18 protein-coding genes are annotated in these 16630 nt (G+C 51.7%); 7 read left to right on the top strand and 11 right to left on the bottom strand.

From position 1 onward, the window contains the following. Nucleotides 1-23: 23 nt before the first annotated feature. Nucleotides 24-767 (top strand): response regulator, encoded by a 744-nt coding sequence (locus CWE11_RS06780; RefSeq protein ID WP_126776852.1) that lies wholly within the window; start codon nucleotides 24-26, stop codon nucleotides 765-767. A gap of 48 nt (nucleotides 768-815) precedes the next feature. Here the strand turns inward: CWE11_RS06780 and CWE11_RS06775 are convergent, their stop codons facing one another. Beyond that, a complete protein-coding gene (locus CWE11_RS06775) occupies nucleotides 816-1181 on the bottom strand; it encodes an Hpt domain-containing protein (RefSeq protein WP_157981313.1) in 366 nt (121 codons plus the stop codon). A gap of 187 nt (nucleotides 1182-1368) precedes the next feature. On the opposite strand from CWE11_RS06775, the gene folE2 reads away from it, so the two are divergent. The 4 genes from folE2 (at nucleotide 1369) to CWE11_RS06755 (ending at nucleotide 5544) form a co-directional block, all read left to right on the top strand. Beyond that, nucleotides 1369-2292: a GTP cyclohydrolase FolE2 gene (gene folE2, locus CWE11_RS06770; RefSeq protein WP_126776850.1), complete on the top strand. Its 924-nt coding sequence runs from the start codon at nucleotides 1369-1371 to the stop codon at nucleotides 2290-2292. A gap of 55 nt (nucleotides 2293-2347) precedes the next feature. Next, nucleotides 2348-3370, top strand: coding sequence for an adenosine kinase (locus tag CWE11_RS06765; protein ID WP_126776849.1), 1023 nt, complete (start codon nucleotides 2348-2350; stop codon nucleotides 3368-3370). A gap of 32 nt (nucleotides 3371-3402) precedes the next feature. Then, nucleotides 3403-4800, top strand: coding sequence for an adenosylhomocysteinase (ahcY, locus tag CWE11_RS06760; RefSeq protein WP_126776848.1), 1398 nt, complete (start codon nucleotides 3403-3405; stop codon nucleotides 4798-4800). 165 nt (nucleotides 4801-4965) lie between these two features. After that, complete coding sequence (locus CWE11_RS06755) at nucleotides 4966-5544, top strand: GNAT family N-acetyltransferase (RefSeq protein WP_198675611.1); 579 nt, start codon at nucleotides 4966-4968, stop codon at nucleotides 5542-5544. On the opposite strand, the gene CWE11_RS06750 is transcribed toward CWE11_RS06755, so the two are convergent. The 8 genes from CWE11_RS06750 to rplU form a co-directional block, all read right to left on the bottom strand. Further along, nucleotides 5541-6884 (bottom strand): NAD(P)/FAD-dependent oxidoreductase, encoded by a 1344-nt coding sequence (locus CWE11_RS06750; RefSeq protein ID WP_126776847.1) that lies wholly within the window; start codon nucleotides 6882-6884, stop codon nucleotides 5541-5543. The two genes, CWE11_RS06755 and CWE11_RS06750, sit on opposite strands and share 4 nt — an antisense overlap. Nucleotides 6885-6909: 25 nt before the next feature. Further along, the gene (locus tag CWE11_RS06745; protein WP_126776846.1) at nucleotides 6910-8052 is read right to left on the bottom strand and encodes an ABC transporter permease; all 1143 of its coding nucleotides are present in this window, start codon (nucleotides 8050-8052) and stop codon (nucleotides 6910-6912) included. Next, nucleotides 8049-8783 (bottom strand): ABC transporter ATP-binding protein, encoded by a 735-nt coding sequence (locus CWE11_RS06740; protein WP_126776845.1) that lies wholly within the window; start codon nucleotides 8781-8783, stop codon nucleotides 8049-8051. Before CWE11_RS06740 ends, CWE11_RS06745 begins: the two co-directional genes overlap by 4 nt. A 12-nt stretch (nucleotides 8784-8795) precedes the next feature. After that, on the bottom strand, nucleotides 8796-10241 hold the full coding sequence (locus tag CWE11_RS06735; protein ID WP_126776844.1) for an alpha/beta hydrolase: 1446 nt from the start codon (nucleotides 10239-10241) through the stop codon (nucleotides 8796-8798). 158 nt (nucleotides 10242-10399) lie between these two features. Beyond that, nucleotides 10400-10912, bottom strand: a complete 513-nt coding sequence (folA, locus tag CWE11_RS06730) for a type 3 dihydrofolate reductase (protein WP_126776843.1) — start codon at nucleotides 10910-10912, stop codon at nucleotides 10400-10402. Between the two features lie 31 nt (nucleotides 10913-10943). Further along, nucleotides 10944-12140, bottom strand: a complete 1197-nt coding sequence (gene cgtA / locus CWE11_RS06725; protein WP_126776842.1) for an Obg family GTPase CgtA — start codon at nucleotides 12138-12140, stop codon at nucleotides 10944-10946. A 128-nt stretch (nucleotides 12141-12268) separates the two neighbouring features. Continuing rightward, nucleotides 12269-12526 carry a 50S ribosomal protein L27 gene (rpmA, locus tag CWE11_RS06720; RefSeq protein WP_126776841.1) on the bottom strand — a complete coding sequence of 86 codons (258 nt, stop codon included), beginning with the start codon at nucleotides 12524-12526 and terminating at the stop codon, nucleotides 12269-12271. Between the two features lie 17 nt (nucleotides 12527-12543). After that, entirely contained in the window at nucleotides 12544-12855 is a 312-nt protein-coding gene (gene rplU, locus CWE11_RS06715) for a 50S ribosomal protein L21 (protein WP_126776840.1), read from the bottom strand. Between the two features lie 171 nt (nucleotides 12856-13026). On the opposite strand from rplU, the gene ispB reads away from it, so the two are divergent. Continuing rightward, nucleotides 13027-13998, top strand: coding sequence for an octaprenyl diphosphate synthase (gene ispB / locus CWE11_RS06710; protein ID WP_126776839.1), 972 nt, complete (start codon nucleotides 13027-13029; stop codon nucleotides 13996-13998). Between the two features lie 70 nt (nucleotides 13999-14068). Here ispB and mdh read toward each other — a convergent pair whose 3' ends face one another. Continuing rightward, a complete protein-coding gene (gene mdh / locus CWE11_RS06705; protein ID WP_126776838.1) occupies nucleotides 14069-15004 on the bottom strand; it encodes a malate dehydrogenase in 936 nt (311 codons plus the stop codon). Nucleotides 15005-15188: 184 nt separating this feature from the next. Here mdh and argR point away from each other — a divergent pair, with 184 nt between their 5' ends. Next, entirely contained in the window at nucleotides 15189-15656 is a 468-nt protein-coding gene (gene argR / locus CWE11_RS06700) for a transcriptional regulator ArgR (RefSeq protein WP_126776837.1), read from the top strand. A gap of 20 nt (nucleotides 15657-15676) precedes the next feature. Here the strand turns inward: argR and CWE11_RS06695 are convergent, their stop codons facing one another. Then, a complete protein-coding gene (locus CWE11_RS06695; RefSeq protein ID WP_126776836.1) occupies nucleotides 15677-16585 on the bottom strand; it encodes a Dyp-type peroxidase in 909 nt (302 codons plus the stop codon). Nucleotides 16586-16630 lie beyond the last annotated feature (45 nt).

Raw genomic sequence — 16630 nt, 5'->3', positions numbered from 1 at the left:
CCGCGCGGAGAATAAAAAACAGCATGGAACCAACAAATAACGTCAGACTCTTAATCGTCGAAGACGAAGTGGTGACGCGCCAAACATTGACTCGCTTGTTCCAACAAGAAGGGTACGATGTATTTGATGCCGCCGATGGTCGCCAAATGGAACACATTATGGCTCAGCAACCCATTGATATTATTATCATGGATGTGAACTTGCCCGGCCAAAGCGGTCTGGAGCTGGCTGAGTCCCTGCGTGAACAAGACAATATTGGTTTGGTCTTTCTCACCGGCCGCGATAGCGATGAAGATCGCCTCCTCGCCCTCGAACTCGGTGCCGATGACTATCTGATTAAGCCGTATAACCCGCGGGAATTGACGGTTCGGGTGCGCAATCTTGCGCGCCGCATCGAGCAAATTCGACAGCCGAGTGATGAACAGGTTGAGGGCAGCTTACAGTTTCACTTTAACAACTGGGTTCTTGACTGCGACAGCCGTTGCTTATATTCCCCAGATAAGAAAGTATTCCGGTTACCGAAGAGTGAGTATCGGGCCTTAGAGCTGTTCTTGACACAGCCCGGTAAAATTCACGATCGCGATACACTCGTGCGCAAAATGCTAGACCGCGAGCTGCGTCCGAATGATCGGACGGTCGACGTCGCAATCCGCCGTATCCGTCGCCATTTTGAAGCGCATCCTGATACACCGAATCTCATCACCACAATTCACGGTGAAGGGTATCGCTTTGTGGGAGACGTCTCGACCAAAGTAGCTGACCGCTAAGGGACTATGCCAAGCAATCTGAAAAAACGGGCCGCAGGGTCCGTTTTTTTAATCTCGTGCACCCGTTTGTTGAGCCAACCAGTGTTCAAGCTGCTCGAGATCTTTGGCGAGTTGAGCCTCCCATGCCTCAACTCGGGCCGGTAAATCGGTAAACACCCATTCGTCACGCTCGATTTCCTGCATCGATTGTCCCAATCGAATAAATCCCAAAGCGCGACAACTTCCCTTTATTTTGTGTGCCGAACGACGCACCTCAACCTCATTTTGAGCATTCACCAAGCCTTTGAATTCCGTTAAATATTCAGGTGCCATTTGCTTAAAAGTGGCCACACTGGCTCCGAGGCCTTCAGGACCAAGGATTTCTAAATACTGATTGAGTAACTCGTAATCAAGATATGTTGTTTGCGTGTTCATAAATCCAATCATCTGCTTTGCTGCGTATTGTTCACTGTAATATACGCTGACTGCTCTAACAAATCCGCGTTCCGTGAATGAAATCGTCCGAGAGGGGTGAAGCGTTCACTGAATTTGAGGTATACTTAGCGGTCATATTTTCGACACAGCGCGTTGGCTCGGGCCAACCTGGACGGAGAAGTACTGCATGCCGACTTCTATGCCGGATATCGCAAATCAAGCCCAAGCTCAAACTGAGGGTTCACTCGATTGGGTGGGAATGAGCAACATAGAAATGCCAGTAATGGTCGCCAGTGAGTCGGGGTTACCGCAACAAGTGGGCGCCCGAATTGAAGCTTTTGTGAGTCTTGATGACCCGAAAGCGAAAGGCATTCATATGTCACGACTCTATTTGGCCGTGGACGAACTCGCAAACGACGACGTGTTGAGCGCCAGCAGCGTTCGGAGGCTGCTCGATCGCTTTGTGGAAACTCACGATGACTTGAGCACGAAAGCCCATGTTTCGTTTGCCTTCGAATATCTCTTGCGCCGTAAGTCGCTTATTAGCGGAAAGCAGGGCTGGAAAGGCTACCCTGTTTCCGTGTCCGCGACCTTCAATGGCAAAGAGTATGATATCGAACTAAAAATCGGTGTGACCTACTCCTCAACCTGTCCTTGTTCAGCGGCGCTTGCACGACAGCTCATTCAAGAAGCGTTTCAAAAACGGTTCAAAGATGCTGAAGTGAACGCTGAGGACGTCAAAGCATGGCTCGGTACCACCGAGGGAATCGTGGCAACACCGCACAGCCAGCGTTCGCTAGCCGAAGTGCAAGTCAAGCTGCGCGATGATGTTGATATTCTGCCGATCGTCGCCATGATTGATCGAATTGAAAGTTCACTGAAGACGCCAGTCCAAGCAGCGGTTAAGCGTGAGGATGAGCAAGAGTTTGCTCGTTTGAACGGACAGAATCTGATGTTCTGTGAAGACGCGGCGCGGCGCCTCCAACATGAACTCAATAAAGTCTCCACCGTGCTCGATTTCAAGATCCGTGTGAACCACTATGAGTCGTTGCACGCGCATGATGCAGTGAGCGTGACAACAAAAGGAATTACGGGCGGTTATCGCCCGTAATTTCCTGTATACTAGCCGGCTCGTTTTTAATCAAAGTTAGCGTGAAGCAACCGTAATGAAATCTTACGACGTCGTTGGCGTGGGGAACGCCTTGGTGGATCAAGAATTTAAAGTCACAGACGCATTCTTGGCCGAACACCGCATTGAAAAAAGTATCATGACACTGCTCGATGAGGCGCAGCAACAGCTGCTCCTCAATGAGCTTCATAAACACTTCAAGCTTGAGAAACGCGCAGGTGGCGGGTCGGCAGCAAATAGCTTGGTCGCGTTCAGCCAATTCGGCGGGAAAGCGTTCTATTGTTGTAAAGTGGCGAACGACGACGATGGTGACTTTTACCAACAAGACCTCGCTCGTGCTGGGGTGCAAACCCATCTGATCAAGCAAAACAATGATGGACACACGGGGAAGTGTGTCGTCATGGTTACCCCCGATGCAGAACGCACCATGTGCACGTTTTTGGGCATTACGATCGACTTCTCAACCGATGAGTTAGAAGAAGCTGTAGTGGCTGATTCACGCTATTTGTATGTAGAAGGCTATTTAGCAACTTCTGAGATTGCCCGGGACGCGGTACGTCGCGCACGTGAAATCGCAGTAGCGAACGATACGAAAATCGCCCTCACCTTCTCTGATTCGTCCATGGTGAAGTACTACAAAGAAGGTCTGGATGAGTTTCTCCAAGCGGGCGTTGAGATTCTGTTCTGTAATCAGGAAGAAGCAGAGCTCTACACCGGCATCGAAGGGCTCGAGCCCGCCATGGAGAAACTGTTAGATTATGCGCAACAGGTGGTCATTACGCGTGGGAAGCATGGCGCGCTGATCGGCACCCGTGAGCGTCGGATTCAAGTTCCTGGTTTTCCGGTCCAAGCAATCGATACGAACGGAGCCGGTGATATGTTTGCGGGAGCCTATTTATTTGGCATCTCCCAGGGCATGACGCCTGCCCAAGCTGGCACCCTCGCGAGCCGTGCCGCGGCTGAAGTGGTCAGCAACTATGGTCCGCGTCTCACACAAGCGATTCAACAGGAGCTGCTTGCAGAACTCGGTCTTGAACAGACCGCTCAGGTCGCGTCCTAATCACCCTATTTTGTTTTAGAGAGAGAATTACTATGTCTGCACAACCCGCTGTCGCTACTGCTGCGAAACAAGACTTCAAAGTCGCGGATATCAGCTTGGCTGATTACGGCCGCAAAGAGATCCAAATCGCCGAGTCTGAAATGCCAGCATTGATGAAGATTCGCGACAAATATAAAGCAAGCCAACCGTTAAAAGGCGCGCGGATCATTGGCTGCATTCACATGACAATCCAAACTGCAGTGCTCATTGAGACGCTCGTCGATCTCGGAGCCGAAGTGCGTTGGTCATCGTGCAACATCTTTTCGACCCAAGACCATGCCGCTGCGGCGATCGCTGCGGCAGGAATCCCTGTATTCGCATGGAAAGGTGAAACAGAAGAAGAATACGAGTGGTGTCTCGAGCAAACGTGTTTGAAGGATGGTCAGCCGTGGGATGCCAACATGATCCTCGATGATGGTGGCGATGTCACGTTGCTCATCCACGACAAGTATCCTCAAATGCTTGAAAAAATTCATGGCATTACCGAAGAGACCACCACGGGTGTTCATCGCCTGCTGGAAATGTTGAAAAAAGGCACCTTAAAAGTACCGGCCATCAACGTCAACGACTCGGTGACCAAGTCGAAAAATGACAACAAATATGGTTGTCGACATTCATTAAATGACGCAATTAAGCGTGCGACCGACCACCTACTCTCCGGCAAGAAGGCCTTGGTAGTGGGTTACGGTGACGTGGGCAAAGGGTCAGCCGCCTCATTGCGCCAAGAAGGAATGATTGTAAAAGTCACTGAGGTCGATCCAATCTGTGCCATGCAAGCCTGTATGGATGGTTATGAAGTTGTGTCTCCATACCTGAACGGTGTAAACACAGGTTCAGCAGCGGGGATTGATACCGACCTACTAGGCAATACTGATCTGATTGTCACGACAACCGGCAACGTGAATGTATGTGATCGCTATATGTTAGCGGCCCTGAAAAAGGGTGCTGTGGTCTGTAATATCGGTCACTTTGATAACGAGATCGACACCGCGTACATGCGCAAAAACTGGCGATGGGAACAGGTGAAACCACAGGTTCACACAGTTTTCCGTTCAGATAGCGCAGACGATTATTTGATCCTGCTCTCGGAAGGTCGTTTGGTGAACTTGGGGAATGCAACCGGACATCCAAGCCGGATCATGGACGGCTCTTTTGCCAACCAAGTCCTCGCTCAAATTCACTTGTTCGAGAAAAAGTATGCGAACATGAGTGCCGCAGAGAAACAAGCAAACTTGACTGTCGAAGTGTTGCCAAAACACTTAGATGAAGAGGTTGCTCGCTACATGGTCGAAGGATTTGGTGGTGTCATTACGAAAATGACCAATCAACAAGCCGAATACATTGGCGTGAGTGTCGAAGGCCCATTTAAGCCAGACAGCTACCGCTATTAACAGCGAATCTGTCCTGGGGGGCGATGCCCCAGGACGCCTCACACGAAACAAAAGCCATGGTGTCCCATAGAGACCATGGCTTTTTTTATAGAAGTCCTGTCGAGCGTTGGCAGCCAACCGACAAAGGGGTGTATAATCGCGACATCATAAAAAGGAGCAGGTTGTATGGCGGCAAACATTCCCCAGCTCCGTTTCCGGCAAATGGAAATGGCAGACTTCCCCAACGTCATGGCACTGGGTAACAAAGTGCATGGCGACAATTATCTCACCGAAGAGAATCTTCCTGACTACTTCGCACGCGGTCAATCCGATGACGGTCGCAATTTGCATTGGTTAGCATTTGCTGACGATATTCTGGTAGGAATTCGGATTACGTTTGCTCCGGGAAAGTGGGATGTCGATACCTGGTGTACTCCAAGTGCTTGGCCGTTTCCTGCAACACAGCTTTGTTATTTTAAATGCTCGGCGGTCGACCCTGATTTTCAAGGCGGCGGTGTGGGCAAGTCCTTGCTATATCACTCCATCATTGAAGCGCAGGGTGCGGGGTGCCAAGGTGGCTTAGCCCATATCTGGCGACAATCCCCGAACAACAGCGCCTTTGAGTATTTTAGTCGTTGTGGCGGTGAACTGATTCAAGATCACAAAGACCGCTGGTATCGTTCCTCGGTAGACGATGGGTATTATTGCCCCGTGTGTGACGGGATCTGTCACTGCACTGCAGCGGAAATGCTGCTGCGCTTCTAGCGCAGCGCGCTCCACGCATACATTGCGCGCAGGGCTGCACGGCGTAAGCTTGGAAATGGAAAACGTGGGAGCTCTCCGTGATAAAACGGCAATTCCGGTAATTTATCCCCTGCCGCCTTTTGGGCCAGCCGTTTTCCCGCAAGGCTCGCAAACGCAACGCCCGCCCCGCAGTATCCCATACTCGTAAACACACCAGAACTCGGTGAGTACACGCGCGGCATTGCGTCAAACGATACACTAACCCAACCGGACCAATAAAAATCCGTGGTGAGTTGGCGTAAACGCGGGAACGTTTGTGCCAGTGCGCGTTCAAGACGCGCACGATGCCTTGGATGGGTTGATTCACTCCCGCTGACTGCGCCTCGCCCACCAAACAATAAACGTCCATCCGGCAAGAGTCGGTAGTAGTATTTCAGAGTGCGCGTATCCATCATCATGTCCGTCGAACGGAGCCCGTTTTCCGCTTGCTCTGCTGCTGTGAGAGGACGCGTGACCAAGATACTCGAAAGTACCGGAAAGTGCCTTTGGCTCAATGCCGCAAAGGGTTGTTTTGAAAGATAACCGTTGGCACAAATGAGAACCTGATTGCAGCGAATCGCCCCTTGTTCGGTCACAATTCGGTGCGGGGCGTTGTCCCCGCGACTGTTCGGGCTGCCGCTTGTCTGCCAATCAATGACTGGATGATGGGGGACACACAGAACGCCTGCAGTCTGAGCTTGTTCAAGGTACACCCCGACCAGAGCGCGTGGATTCACTGATCGCGCGGGTGTAATCGCCAGTGCGCCATGGCTCCATGAAATGCCCGGAATCGTCTCCTGTAGCTCGCTAGGAGACACCCATTCAGCATCAAGTAGGGTTGGTTGATATAGTGCTTGCTGGGCTTGTAGCGACCGTCCCATCTTAGCGCTATGCGCCAGCCGTAAATACCGCGACGGAATCAAATCGCACGATACGGATGCGCTATCGACCGCAGCATCAACGTGGGCCAAGCTCGCGGCAAATTCGTTTTGTACCGCTTGGGCAACATCCGCACCAAATTTACGTTGGTAATCCGCGAAACCCAGGCGCCCAGTTCCCGGTAGCAAAAACCCGGCATTACGAGAACTACACCCCGCCCCTATTGCGCCAGCATCAATGAGAACGACTTCGCGCTGGTAGTCCCGTGCAAGCGTTATGGCGGCATTGAGGCCGGTGTAGCCCGCACCAATCACAACCACATCGGTTCGGTCCGGTAAAGCGTGCTCCGCGACCGGAGGTAGCACTGTGTGTGCTGCCCAATAGGAATGCACCCCCCGTTCGTGATCCCGAGGGATCACGGATTGTTGGAGCGGATCGTACATCGGTGTGGTTGCCTCCTACCGAAGATTAAAGTCCAAAAACCACTTTCTCACTCCGCAACATGCGGGTGACCACCCAAACCAACAATCCAGTTAGCAGCAAAGTCACCAATCCACCGATCAACACCGGAATAAACGCGATCGGTTGGCCTGCAATGGTGGAGAATAATACATGATGTTGCGAAGTAACGGGCAGCAGTTGTAATACCGGATGCTCGAATCGGCTGAACTCGAGCGCAAAGACCGCAGCCATCGGTGCAAACATAACCAGTGAGATATAAGTCTGCGCCTCTTTAAATGACTTCGCACGGAAACTCACAAACAACTGCAAAATACTCGCGAATAATGCCAATGGGATGAGCGTGAGTGCAATCACTAACTGATCCATTGGACTGAACGCAAAGTCGATTCCAAGTTTTTCGAGGGGAACAAAAAGAAACACCGCAGGAATCAACAAGAGCGCCAACACCCCCCCTAAAATAGCGAAGGTCGCAGCGGCGGTCATTTTGGCAGCTACCAAAATATGGGTGGCAACCGGCTGAGCAAGCAAAAACTCAAGGGCGTTCCGCTCCCGTTCTCCTGCACTCGTGTCAATCGCCACGTTCATGCCGGAAAAGAACACGGACATCAGGACAAAAACCATAACCATGCCCAAGACGAGGGCAGCGCGGGAGCCTTTGGTTGCCGTATCCTGCCGTTCCACACGTAACGGTTGAATGACTTCCCCACTGATACCTCGCAGCGTTAAACGATGCATGGCAATGGTTTGATTGTATTCACGCAGTGCGCTTTCGAGACGCGAACGTTGGCTCTGCAAGTTCCGTTCGCTGTAATCCGACCGCACAATAATCGGAATCGGACGTGCGCGCTCCAGACGACTTTGGTAATCCTCGGGAATGGTTAACCAGATATCCTGGGCAGGATGCTCATCATTCCCCGCCAAAATACGACGAGATTCCAAAAATTCCACCAGTGCAGGCGCATATTCTGCACCATCGATATGTACCCGGACATCACGCTCTGACACCACATCTTTAATTAAAACCAGAAAGGCCACCGCCATCAAAAGAGGACCAAATAAGGCATAAGACATGGCGGCCATCAGACTCCGTCGGTCACGAACTGCGTCGATCATCTCTTTACGCCAAATCGTCAAGAACACAGAACTCATAACATAATTCCTTCTTCAGTGCCGATCAGCGTGACAAACGCATCCTCAAAACTCGCTTTCCCAGTCCGTTCACACAATGCTTGCGGGGAGCCCTCTGCTTTGACTTGTCCCGCCACCATAATGACCACATGGTCACATAAGGCCGCAACTTCTTGCATTACATGGCTCGAAAATAGAATACACCGGCCCTGCTCCCGCAGCCGGTACAATAACTGACGAAGGATGCGCGTACTCATGACGTCGAGTCCACGACTCGGTTCATCCAAAATCAGATTTTGCGGTTGATGCACAATCGCTTGTGCGAGAGCAACTTTCATCCGCTGTCCCTGAGAAAATCCTGCCGTTCGGCGATCGGCAATTTCTTGCATATCAAGGTCTGCAATGACCCGATCAACGGCCGCTTTCAAAGCTTGGCCTTGCAAGCCGTGCAGCGCGGCAAAATAAGCCACGTGCTCGCGCGCCGTAAGACGCTCTTGAAGGCCGAACTTATCCGGAAAAATCCCAATGCGACGACGAACCTCAAGCGGGTTTTCCGCTGCGTTAACCTGATCGACTTCTGCATAGCCCGCATCCGCCTTAATCAGACCATAAATAGAACGCAAACACGTGGTTTTCCCTGCTCCATTTGGGCCAAGTAACCCGGTAATCTGCCCATCGTCGGCAGTAAATGACAGGCCGTTCAAAGCCTGAACATCTTTGTAGGCTTTCGCTAATCCCTCTGTCTTAATCATCCTGAGTGCTCCTCACATGCCCGCAGCGTTAACATTTCGCACAAACGGCAACAACCGAGTGCGGTCGATACATGAGGCATCAAGTTCTGCCCCAGGGCGATCGAGAAACTGTGCCACCAAGCGGTTTGCACAAGTGTGGGACACAATCGTATGGCCGCCGTGCTCAGCAACGATATGTCTGCTGTTGGGGAGCGTTTCCGCCGCGAGTTCAGCCCACTCCGGTGGTGTCACCGGATCCTGTTCACCCGAGAGCAAAAGCACCGGTAACTCGCTATACACTGGTTCAGCCCACTGCGGATCCCCTGAGTTCACCGGCCAACCCGCACACAGGCTCATGAAATCGTCGGTCAGTTGTCCACCCATGAAAATGTTTTCACGGTCGCGGGTTAACAGCGTTTCATCGACGCGGGGCATGTCTTCTTGGCACAGCACCGATAAGGTTAAACCAAGATACATTGGATTCTCAGCATCCATCGAATTGAAAAGACCAATCAACGGTCGGTAGTCCCCACGTGCCGTGGCATCCATAACGAGCGGGATAAGTTGCCGTGTGCGGGGACTATATAACGCGTTGCGTAAGGTGCCAGAGAGCCGGGGTTCGGTCAGTAACAGCTCAACTATTTCGTCACTGCGCGGATCGCGGTATTGCAGAACCGGAGGTTGCTCCCGCAGTGCTTGGCGGAGTGCCTGATAATTAGCATCGACATCACCAAATCGCTCATGACATGCTGTGTCCGCCGCACAATCTGCGACCAAGCGCTCATAAGCCCGTTGACTGAATGTACCAAATGGCCCCACGACGACTTGCGTCGGAGCGAGACCATCTAACACAACCGCACGGATTGCTTCTGGTTTTTCACGCATCCACACCAGCCCTGCTCGTGTCCCATAGGACCCGCCATATAGGTTGATCTGTTGGTAACCGAGCGCACGCCGGACGGCGTCAAAATCATGAATGGCATTGACCGTATGATAATGCTGGAAATTCACATCCAATGCGTCAGCGCATGTTTGTGCCGCTGCCGTCAGATCAATCTCTTCTTCGCTTAGCAACAACAGGTCAAGATCCTGCAAATCGCACTGCAAAGGGTTTGACTTACCCGTCCCGCGCTGGTCGATCAGCAGGATATCGCGGGTTTGGCGAACCTCCGAAAAAATGGACGCAATAAAAGCAGTCAGTTCCGTTGCGGCTTGACCCGGCCCTCCGGCCAAGAAAACGAGGGGATCCGGTGATTTCCCCGAGCTAATTGCCGGCAAGCGAACCACGTAAATATCAAGCGTTTCATCGGTCGGATTGAGGTGATCTTCCGGAACCGTTAAGTAGCCACATTCGATCTGTTCCGCGTGACCTCGGACATGGCATGGCTCCAACACGAGACCTGACGCGTGCGCCGGCATCGCGAGCGTGCTCAAGCCAACGAGCACAAGCGCGCTGAGCAATACGTTTCTTTTCATCATTATTTTTCTCGTTTTATAAACGTCGAGGTAGTTTTATCGAAGTTGCGTTTGACCTCAAGGTAAATTCAATCAAATACACAGTTGGTTACAAAATAATGACACCCCTTGCATCGCCATCCTTGCAAAAAAAAGCCCCGCACATGGCAGGGCTCACGTTGTTAGTTTTTGCGTTCGTACCGATAGCCACGAAAGCTCAATGGGTTTTGAGAATCCGCTTGGTGTTCACGCAGCAAGGTCTGTTCCCATTGCATTTCGGACCAATCGGGAAACCAGGTATCACCGTCTACTGTCAAGTCAATATGTGTCAAGTAGAGGCGTGTGGCTTGCGGAAGAAATGCCGCATAAATTTCACCACCACCAATGATCATCACTTCATCATTTTCAGGTTGCTGCACATCCAAGTGCTGCCGGGCTATCTCCAATGCGTTCGAAACGGAGTCGGCTACCAACACCCCTTCAGGTAGCGCATGCGGATTGCGAGTCAAGACGATATTGGTCCGCCCCGGAAGCGGTCGACCGATCGACTCGAAGGTTTTCCGCCCCATGATAATTGGCTTACCCATCGTGATCGCTTTGAAGTACTGTAACTCAGCGGGGAGATGCCATGGCATCTTACCTTGATACCCAATCACTCGATTTTGCGCCATCGCCGCAACCAGTGCTACCTGCATAGACCGCCGTCACTCCATTTGAAATCTTTGATTAGGGGCGATAGATCACGTGACCATCATCGGGCTCATCATCGTCCCAATCATCGTCATCTTCATCCCAGTCGTCATCCCCCTCAGCAAACGCCTCATCGTCTTGCTGACGGCGCATGGTCTCAGAGTGATAGTTACTCCACTTAAACTCGACCGCTTCTGGCTCATCTTGCAGCGGAGCTTCAACCTTCGGCAAGGTTTCAAGGTATTGCATAATGGCATGCATGAGTTCATTACACGCTTGCCCGGTCAGTGCGGAGAGTTCATAAACCGGCCCGTCCCACTCGAGGGCTTCCACAACACGAGCACGGACTTCAGCCAAGGCTTCTGGTTGCAATAAATCGGTCTTGTTGAGAACGAGCCAACGGGGCTTTTCTGCTAGCTCCGGGCTGTACTGCCCAAGCTCATTAATAATCGTGACCGCAACTTCAGCGGGGTCTGAACCATCATATGGAGCGACATCAATAAGATGAAGGAGCAATCCACAGCGCTCAAGGTGTTTCAAGAACTGAATACCGAGTCCTGCGCCATCAGCAGCACCTTCAATCAAACCAGGAATATCCGCGATCACGAAGCTTTGTGAAGCCGATAACCGGACCACGCCCAAATTCGGGGTAAGCGTCGTAAATGGGTAATCTGCCACTTTTGGCTTGGCCGCAGAAACAGAGCGAATCAATGTGGATTTGCCTGCGTTCGGCATCCCCAGAAGACCCACATCTGCGAGCAGAAGAAGCTCGAGCAACAAATTACGATGCTCACCTTTGGTGCCATCCGTCCGTTGCCGTGGTGCCCGATTGGTGCTGCTTTTAAAGCGCGTATTCCCAAGGCCATGAAAACCACCCTTTGCAACCATGAGGCGTTGACCATGGCGGGTGAGATCTCCTAAGACTTCACCGGTATCCAGATCTTTGATCCGGGTTCCAACAGGCACTGACAAGACTTTGTCTTCACCTCGTTTACCGGTGCAATTCCGCCCCATCCCATTTTGACCTCGAACGGCTCGATGTAAGCGCTCAAAACGATAATCAATCAGGGTGTTTAGGTTTTCATCAGCGACAAGCCAAACATCTCCACCATCTCCGCCGTCGCCGCCATCGGGACCACCTTTCGGAATAAATTTCTCGCGCCGGAAACTGACGCAGCCATTGCCGCCGTCACCTGCCTCGACTCGAATATCGACTTCATCTACGAATTTCATGGGGGATGCCTGTATTACCAATGCTTGCTTGCTAAAGTTACTCGCTTCGGACTGCGTTCGCAAATGCGAAAGCGAGATACAAAAAACCCCGCGCAGCGGCGGGGTTTTTCTCAGAGTATTTCGTCTCGTTAGTCAGCGCGAACGCTGATGAACTTACGGTTCTGAGGTCCACGTTGTTCGAAGGTTACTTTACCATCGACTTTGGCGAACAATGTGTGGTCACGACCAACACCTACGTTATCGCCTGCGTGGAACTTGGTGCCCCGCTGACGCACCAGAATGTTACCGGCCAAAACTGACTCGCCACCGTAACGCTTAACACCAAGGCGTTTGCTTTCGGAATCGCGACCGTTTTTAGTTGAACCACCAGCCTTTTTGTGTGCCATGTGTCTCTACTCCTCTCTTAACCGCTGATACCAGTGATTTTCACTTCCGTGAACCACTGGCGGTGACCCGCACGCTTCATGTGGTGCTTCCGGCGACGGAACTTGATGATCGTCACTTTATCACCACGGCCGTGCGTCACAACCTCAGCTTTAACTTTTCCACCCGCAACGAAAGGCGCACCGATCGTTACTTTTTCACCATCAGAGAGCATGAGCACTTGCTCAAATTCTACGGTATCACCGGTAGCTGCTTCGAGCTTTTCCAGGCGAACGGTCTGGCCCTCGGTGACACGGTGTTGCTTACCGCCACTTTGAAAAACCGCGTACATATTCTTCTCCACATGCTCGTAATGAGCGCAACAAACTTAATTTAGGCCGCGGATTTTACGGAAAAACGAATCGCAACGCAAGACAAAACTCAAAAAATCATCAAACTGGCAGAATTCTGTAATTCCGGTAAAATCAGCGCAAATTTTGTGGACAGATTGAACCGAGTTGCCATGACCCTGGATGACGTAAAGACCCTCAGCGACGCCGATATGCGTGCTGTGAACGCCATTATTACTGCCCAACTCACGTCGGATGTGGCCCTGATTAATCAATTGGGATTTTACATCATCAACAGCGGTGGCAAGCGCTTGCGTCCGCAGCTAGCGGTGTTAACGGCCCGAGCACTCGGATATGAAGGTGATAAACACCAACTCCTCGCCGCAATTGTTGAATTTATTCACACGGCCACCCTACTGCACGACGATGTAGTCGACGAATCCATGACCCGTCGCGGCAAAGACACTGCAAATGCACTTTTCGGCAATGAAGCAAGTGTTTTAGTCGGCGATTTTCTGTATACCCGCGCTTTCCAGTTGATGGTAAAAACGGAGAGCATGCGCGTGCTTGAAGTGATGGCCGACGCCACCAACATCATTGCCGAGGGTGAAGTCTTGCAGCTCATGAACTGCAATGATCCAGATACTTCAGAAGCATCATACTTTCAGGTGATTTACAGCAAGACCGCCAAATTGTTTGAAGCGGCAACCGAACTCGCTGCAGAGTTAGCCGGTCAACCACCGGAAATGCAACAAGCCGCAGCGGATTACGGCCGTTACCTCGGTACTGCATTCCAGCTCGTGGACGATCTCCTCGATTACACCTCCGACGCCGCCACCATGGGCAAAGACGCCGGTGACGATCTGGCGGAAGGCAAGCCAACCCTGCCGTTGCTATATGCGATGTGGAACACCGATGCAGAGCATGCGGCGCTCATTAGAGAGGCCATTGAGCAAGGGGGTAAGCGCGATGCGTTAGCGCCTATTCTTGCTGTGATGAAGCAAACCGGGGCGCTTGAATATACGCGTAAAAAGGCGCTCGAGCAGCGCGATCATGCACTGGACGCACTGGCACCATTCCCCGAGTCTGCACACAAAGAAGCGCTCAAAGCCTTGGCACATCTCGCCGTTGAGCGGCTTGCTTAACTCGTTCCAGAAGAATGTGATATCAAACAAAAAACCGCCCGAAGGCGGTTTTTTTACGAGCAGTATTCGCTTACTGGTTCGCGAAGTCGATACCCATTTGAATATCTTTCTTCAAGCCATCCAGCATATCTGTTTTTGCCTTCGCTTCAAACGCGCTGAGCTTGCCGTAGGGGAGAATTTCTTCAATACCGTTCTTACCCAGACGAACCGCCTGCGCAAAGTACGGGGCATCGCTGCCATCACCTTCAACGTAAGCGTATTCCGTGACGTTCTCGCCTTGCAAACCTTTCACCAAAGAGAAACAGAAACGCGCTGCTGCTTGGCCCATCGACAAGGTTGCAGATCCGCCACCCGCTTTTGCTTCAACCACTTCGGTCCCTGCATTTTGGATCCGGTGCGTCAGGCTTTCAATTTCATCTTGGGTAAACTCAACGCCTTCCACTTGAGAAAGCAAAGGAAGAATTGTGGTACCACTGTGGCCACCGATCACGGGAACGTGCAGTTCCGCTGGGTTTTTCCCTTTCAGCTCACCCACAAAGGTTTCCGCGCGAATCACGTCAAGCGTGGTCACACCGAATAGGCGATTTTTGTCGTACACGCCTTTTTTCTTCAATACTTCCGCAGCAATCGCGACCGTGGTGTTGACCGGGTTCGTGATAATCCCAACCAAAGCTTTTGGACAGGTGTCCGCAATGTTCTCCACCAGGTTTTTGATGATGCCGGCGTTCATGTTGAATAAGTCTGAACGATCCATCCCGGGCTTACGTGGAACGCCTGCAGGAATCAAAACCACGTCTGCACCACGCAGTGCGTCGGTAAGTCCTTCCTGACCGTATCCTTTCACAGTGACGGCTGTTGGGATATGGCTAAGGTCAACCGCGACACCGGGCGTTACCGGAGCGATGTCAAACAAGGCCAAATCAGAACCAGCGGGTAGCTGGGTTTTCAAAAGAAGAGATAACGCCTGACCAATACCGCCAGCGGCGCCTAACACTGCTACTTTCATATCGCACTCCATTTAGTCAGTTGCGGGGGGCTAAACCATATAGGATCAGCGCTAAAATTACAATAAAACGCCCGGCTTGTGGGCGCTAAAAACGGTCTAATTCGCCGACAAATTAGGTGTTCTAAAAAAATTCCGATACACTGTGCCGAAAAGTCCGGCAACCCACAATCCGACGAAAGTAGATATGGCATCCCAACAACACGAATTACTGATTGAAGCCTTCAAGGCCCTGCTCAAAGAAGAACGCTACGCCTCCCAAGCGGAGATCGTTGAAGCGCTGCAAGACCGTGGTTTTCAATCGATGAATCAATCCAAAGTATCGCGGATGCTCAGCAAGTTCGGTGCAGTGCGCGCGCGAAATGCGCGGGAAGATATGGTGTATTGCTTGCCACCCGAGCTTTCCATGCCTTCGGCCAAGAGCTCGGTTCGCCAACTGGTGATGGACGTTGAACATAATGATATGATGATCATTATCCGCACCACACCGGGTGCAGCGCAGCTCATTGCACGATTACTTGACTCAGTGGGTAAAAAAGAAGGTGTGCTTGGTACCATTGCAGGCGACGACACGATTTTTATCGCACCCGTGGATATTGCTCGCATTGATGACACATTGAAAAACGTGCAAGCGTTATTTGACGCTCCGATCTAAGCCATTTTTCTGAGCGTCGCTCAGTCCTCAATCTCGGCTAACCGGAACAGACCATGCTCGGACGGAACGAAATACAGACTATTGTGTTCCACCTGAAGGTAATCGAGTAAGGGATCAGTCGCCCCGTCGGCATCCGGGAGAAAACGCGATGCCATCCAATCTTGCAATGACCCCATCTTACGACTAAACGCGAAAAGCATCTCGGCAGGCTTACGCACGGTTGCTGTCGGCATGCGTTGACACCAAACATCACCATGCTCTCGGCTCGCAGCACTATTTTTTGCCGTCTGTAATTTACGTCCATGCAGGCGATCATAGCCGACGATCCGTTCTTGTTCGGCGGTCGTGAGGCGTTTAAACCGGTCTATTTCAGTCAAACTTTGTTGAATCCAAAGAAAACTTCCATCGGCAAATTCAGGATCATCCTCTGTGCGAACCAGCGCCCGCTCGCGGCGCTGAGCTGCATGAATCTGCTGCGGGTTAACCTTGAATCCAAAACGATCCCGTCCGTCTAAATGACGGTAGGTATGGCGTTCTTCAGCCAAGACTGCAACACCCGCGAGCTCAGCCATCAAGGCTTGCGCTGTCGCATGGTTAGCATCCATCCGATCGGAACAAATCACAATCACCACATCAAAGGGCGTGGTGGGAAACGGATGGTCACTGCGACTAAAATCCGGGACCCCGCGTAAGCCATCTGGACGATTGCTCGGTGAGACCACGTCCCAGTAGGCATCACCAATCCCAATGGCAACCGATAATTGCGCTTCGGAGAAATAATCCTGCCAGTGATGATAACAATCAGGGAGTGCTGCGAGCGCCTGACGCGCCCTTGAAACTTCATCCGTATCAATATGGAAAAACAAAAACAGGCCATGCAGGCTAGGCTCTGCAAATATACCCGTTTGGGGGCGCTGCAAACGATTCATCGGACGTTCTCTCCTTGCGCGGCCTGTGCCTAATCATCAAGCGAA

The organism is Aliidiomarina sanyensis (genome assembly GCF_003987175.1).
Classification (GTDB): Bacteria; Pseudomonadota; Gammaproteobacteria; order Enterobacterales; family Alteromonadaceae; genus Aliidiomarina; species Aliidiomarina sanyensis.
This window is presented reverse-complemented; position numbering and strand designations above follow the sequence as displayed.